Origin of the sequence: Methylophaga sp. UBA1464 (genome assembly GCF_002325665.1) — a bacterium.
Lineage (GTDB): Bacteria > Pseudomonadota > Gammaproteobacteria > Nitrosococcales > Methylophagaceae > Methylophaga.
The window spans coordinates 355-4,831 of the sequence record NZ_DCSO01000074.1; the positions used below are offsets into that span (position 1 = coordinate 355).

Annotated in this window: 4 protein-coding genes; all 4 read left to right on the forward strand. The window is 46.0% G+C overall.

Features of this window, described 5'->3' with window-relative positions; all coding sequences use genetic code 11:
- A partial coding sequence (locus B3O33_RS08925; protein ID WP_292363452.1) for an alpha-isopropylmalate synthase regulatory domain-containing protein occupies positions 1 to 674 on the forward strand: 674 nt, incomplete at its 5' end.
- 239 nt (positions 675 to 913) lie between these two features.
- A complete protein-coding gene (locus B3O33_RS08930) occupies positions 914 to 1,285 on the forward strand; it encodes a hypothetical protein (protein ID WP_292362263.1) in 372 nt (123 codons plus the stop codon).
- A 171-nt stretch (positions 1,286 to 1,456) separates the two neighbouring features.
- Positions 1,457 to 1,927, forward strand: coding sequence for an LEA type 2 family protein (locus tag B3O33_RS08935; protein WP_292362264.1), 471 nt, complete (start codon positions 1,457 to 1,459; stop codon positions 1,925 to 1,927).
- 289 nt (positions 1,928 to 2,216) lie between these two features.
- Positions 2,217 to 4,325, forward strand: a complete 2,109-nt coding sequence (locus tag B3O33_RS08940; RefSeq protein ID WP_292362266.1) for a methyl-accepting chemotaxis protein — start codon at positions 2,217 to 2,219, stop codon at positions 4,323 to 4,325.
- Positions 4,326 to 4,477 lie beyond the last annotated feature (152 nt).

Consider the following 4,477-nt stretch of genomic DNA (forward strand, 5'->3'; position numbering starts at 1 on the left):
CCGGTTCGCACCAGGATGCGATTAAAAAAGGTTTTGCAAAACAGGATCCCGATGGTTTTTGGGAGGTGCCGTATTTGCCTGTTGATCCTGCAGATTTAAATCGTAGCTACGATGCTGTGGTCAGAGTCAACAGTCAATCCGGTAAGGGGGGAGTCAGCTTCCTGTTACAGCAACATTCCGGTTTCGAACTGCCACGTCGTTTGCAAATTGAGTTCAGCAAAATCGTGCAAAACATCAGCGACAGCAGCGGTAAGGAAATTAATGCTGCTGGTATTGTGAATTTATTTGATGAAATTTATCTCAGCGTAAATGCACCCTATCAATTTACAAGCAGTAGTTTAATGGATGAATCTCAGGACAGTGTCGCGGCTGAATTACAGTTGGATCACGGCACAACATCTTTTAAGCTTAAAGCAAAAGGTACGGGACCCGTTGATGCCGTTGCAAAAGCATTATCCAGTCATATTCAACAGGCTATAACCGTTGTTGATTATCATGAGCACGGTATCGGTAGCGGTTCAGATGCGATTGCAGTGAGTTATGTTGAAATCAAAGTCGGTAATGCCGGCCCGGTTTTTGGTGTCGGGCAAGATAAAAATATCAGCCGAGCAGCGATAAAAGCCATTATCAATGGTGTAAATCGTTTTATCTCAACGCAGCGTGAAGCGGCTTAGGGGCGGGATTATAAAGCAAAATGGCTGATTACCTTGGGGCAGGAAGTTTTTCACATCATGTCTGGTCAGAATACTGAATTACGCCTAAATAAAATAATAACTATATGATTTAAAATGGGTTTAATGGTTTTTTCGGTGATTTGATGTCGTCGGGGATATTCGTTAGGGTGGACATAACATCAAATGGTGAAAAGCCATTTTGTTTGAGTTGTTTCTAACCATAATTAAAGGAGGCTACCATGTTTAAACAATGTTTTTACACAGTTGCCCTGACGACACTTTTTGCCAGCACCACTGCGTTAGCTGCTAATGATGATACTGGCAAACATCCTGCCCATGAAATGGATGAGTCAGTATCTTCTAAAGCTGCTGAGATAGAGCAACAAGCAGATTATCAATGGAAGAAAGAAAAAGCTGCCAATAACCCGGCAGATAAATCATCGGAGGGTAATCATCCAGCACATGATATGGGTGAGGCTGCAGAACGTGTCAATAAAGAATCGAAAGATGATTATCAGGAAAATCGCCTGGATGCCCGGGAATCCGGAAATGCGATGCATCCTGCTCATGAAATGGATGAAGTCGAGCCAGTACAGAAACGTGGCCAATAAATACACTGGGTCTGTTGATCTCACAATCCCGTTCTTAATAGCGCGGCAGTTGTTTTAAACGGGCAATATTTCTTGATATTGCTTGTCAATGAAAGCCGCTGCTGCGCTTTTTTCCATCATTACTAACGATTTCAGTTTAGACTGAATACCTCCCTCCAGATTGGAAATCAAATGCCCCTGTTAAGAATATTATGTCTGATAGCAATAATATCCATGATGGGGTGTGCCAGCTGGTCACCAAATTATGAAAAGCCTCAGGTGAACATCACGTCTTTTTCTCTGGCGCCAGAATCCAATGGTCTGTCACCGCGGTTTATTATCGGATTACAGATCATCAACCCTAATCGCGGCACTTTGTCTTTGAAGGGGATGAGTTATTCTGTTGAGGTGGAAAATAATCGTGTATTAAGTGGTGCAACGCCGGATTTGCCGACAGTTCCAGGCTATGGCATGGCTGATTTTACTATCGAGGCCAGCCCGAATTTACTGGGCAGTGCGCGATTAATCAACCGGTTATTAACTGGTCAGAACAATGGTTTTGCTTATACATTTAAGGCCAGACTGGATATGGGAGGGCTATTACCATATCAAACCATAGAAGAAACTGGTCGTTTCAACTTTTCAGATACATCAGAAATGTAAGTTTTTGCCAATCAAAGCAGATTATTGATCTTTTCTCCATTGCGTGCCTGAAAGAAATCTGGCAAAGTCTGCGCGAACTTACAGTCTCAACAAGTATATACGGCCAATCTCAAGCCTATAGCGAAGCTGCTAAATTGTGATGCTATCACCGGACAGGGGTAAAGCCGGAACCGATTGTCAGCACTGGCAATTTTCGGCTGTTCAGTGAATACGATTGTTGTAGTCTGAAATCAGATTGCAATTTAAATGGTATGCCGGTAATTCCGGTTCCCTGATAATGGAGATAAAGATGCATCTTTCTATTCAACAGCGCTTTAGTCTTTGGGCTGGCCTCAGTTTATTGACCGTCGTACTGGTTACTGCGCTGGTTGGCGTATGGCAGTTCAGTTCAATCAAAAAGAGTCTTTCTGATCATAGCCGGGAGGTCACTGAGCAACAGGCCCAGGATTATTTACAGGTTTTGGCTCAAGATACTTCAGCACAGTTGCGTATGCCACTTGAAAGAGCGCTGAATACGGCTCAGGCGAATGCGGCTGTGATGCAGGCAGTCGTAAACGATTCGGAAATTGATGATAAACGCAGTCTTGCGGTCAGAATGCTTGAGCAAACTCTGGCCCTGAATACGGATTTTTTGGGTGCCTATGTCGCATTTGAACCAAATGCAATAGACGGCAGTGACTTCTTGTTCCGTGAAACTTTGGGCAGTGATAGCCGTGGACGGTTCCTGCCCTATGTTGTGCGTTCAGAATCTGACACTTTTGTAGTGGAAAATCTCGAAGGGTTGGAAGATGCTACTGTTGATGACAATGGCGTAAGAGCAGGCGAATATTATCTTTGTTCCAAAGATAGCAGTGGTAGCTGTGTCATTGACCCCTACTTGTATCCAATTGATGGTGAGCAGGTTCTGTTGACCAGTCTGGTTGCACCGGTAATTAATGCTGGTCGCTTTATCGGCATTAGTGGTATCGATATTTCTGCTGCTTTTTTGCAATCAGTGATCACTGATGTCGCTGCTTCTCTTTATCAGGGAGCTGGTCAAACTTTGCTGGTCAGTCCGCGGGGCGTTATTGCCGGACATAGCCAGCAGCCAGAAATGATCGGTCAGAATCTCAGTGTTTTGGATAACAGTCTCAGAGAAGCGCTTCTCGCCGTTGGCAAGTCAGGCCAAAGCCAGATTTTGCAGCAGCAAGATCAGTTTATCGTGCTGAGCCCATTTACTATGCCCGGTAACCAGCAAGGTTGGGTGACTTATCTGGCAGTTCCTGAGGCACAGGTACTGGCTGCCGTTGCGGAGCAGGAACAATTTCTTGAGAGTGCGCAAAGAAACTTTATCGTCAGTACCAGTGTGCTGGGCTTGCTTCTGGCACTGATTGGGGTCGGTATTGTGTGGCTGGTGGCGCGCAGCAGTATCCAACCACTTTCAAAAATGACTACATTGGTTGCATCAATTGCTGAAGGTGAAGGTGATCTGACTCAGCAGCTTGATATCCAACGCCAGGATGAGACCGGTAAGTTATCCGGATTCCTTAATATCTTTATTGGCAAACTGCGCAAGCTGATCCAGCAATTAATTCCGCTGGGCGAAAATGTCAGTGAACTGTCTGCAGAAGGTCGCCAAATCAGTGAACAGACGCGATCTCAGATGGTTCAGCAACAGCAGTTGCTTGAAGAAATGGTTTCTGCCGTTACGGAAATGGCTGCTTCAGCACAGCAGATAGCCGGCAATGCGGATCGCACATCACAATTTGTCAGCAAAGCCAATGACTCTTCACAGTCCGGCGCGGGACTGGTGAAACGAACTTCAGAGTCGATTCATTCGGTCAGTTCCAGTGTGCAGGAATCGGAATCAGCCATGTTGGAGCTGGAAAAAAACAGTGAAGCTATTGTCAGCATTTTGTCAGTCATTCAGGGCATTGCTGAACAGACCAATCTGCTGGCACTTAACGCAGCGATTGAAGCTGCCCGGGCCGGCGAAAAAGGGCGCGGCTTTGCTGTTGTTGCAGATGAAGTGCGGGCCTTGGCTAGCCGGACGCAGGATGCCACTGTGGATATTCATGAAAAGCTCAGTGTACTGCAACAGGGGAGTCGTCAGGCTTCGGCAGCAATGCACCAGAGCGGGCAGCAGGTGACGGAAACGGTTGATCTTGCTCGTGCAGCAGAATCGGCACTGCAGGATATTCAGCAAGCCATCAAGGAAGTGACGGAAATGACATTTCAGATTGCTTCAGCCACTGAAGAGCAAAGTGCTGTATGTGAAGATGTCAGTAAAAATCTCACTAAGATCTCCCAACTGGTCGGGCATACAACCGAGGGAGCTCTTCAGCTGAGCCGGGTTGGCAATGAGCTGGACGACGCTGCCAATACTCTGAAACAACAGTTAGGCTCGTTCAAGGTCTGAGTTTTTAATGCTTTTGATACTAGGGCTTGTTGCTCTCTCATAGCCACCACTGCTGGAGGCTATTTTTCCGTCCAACAAGGCGGAAATGATGCGATGTAGTTGTTCTTCATAATTCATTTCCAACGCCGTGGGGCGGAAAAATAGTCCCAGCC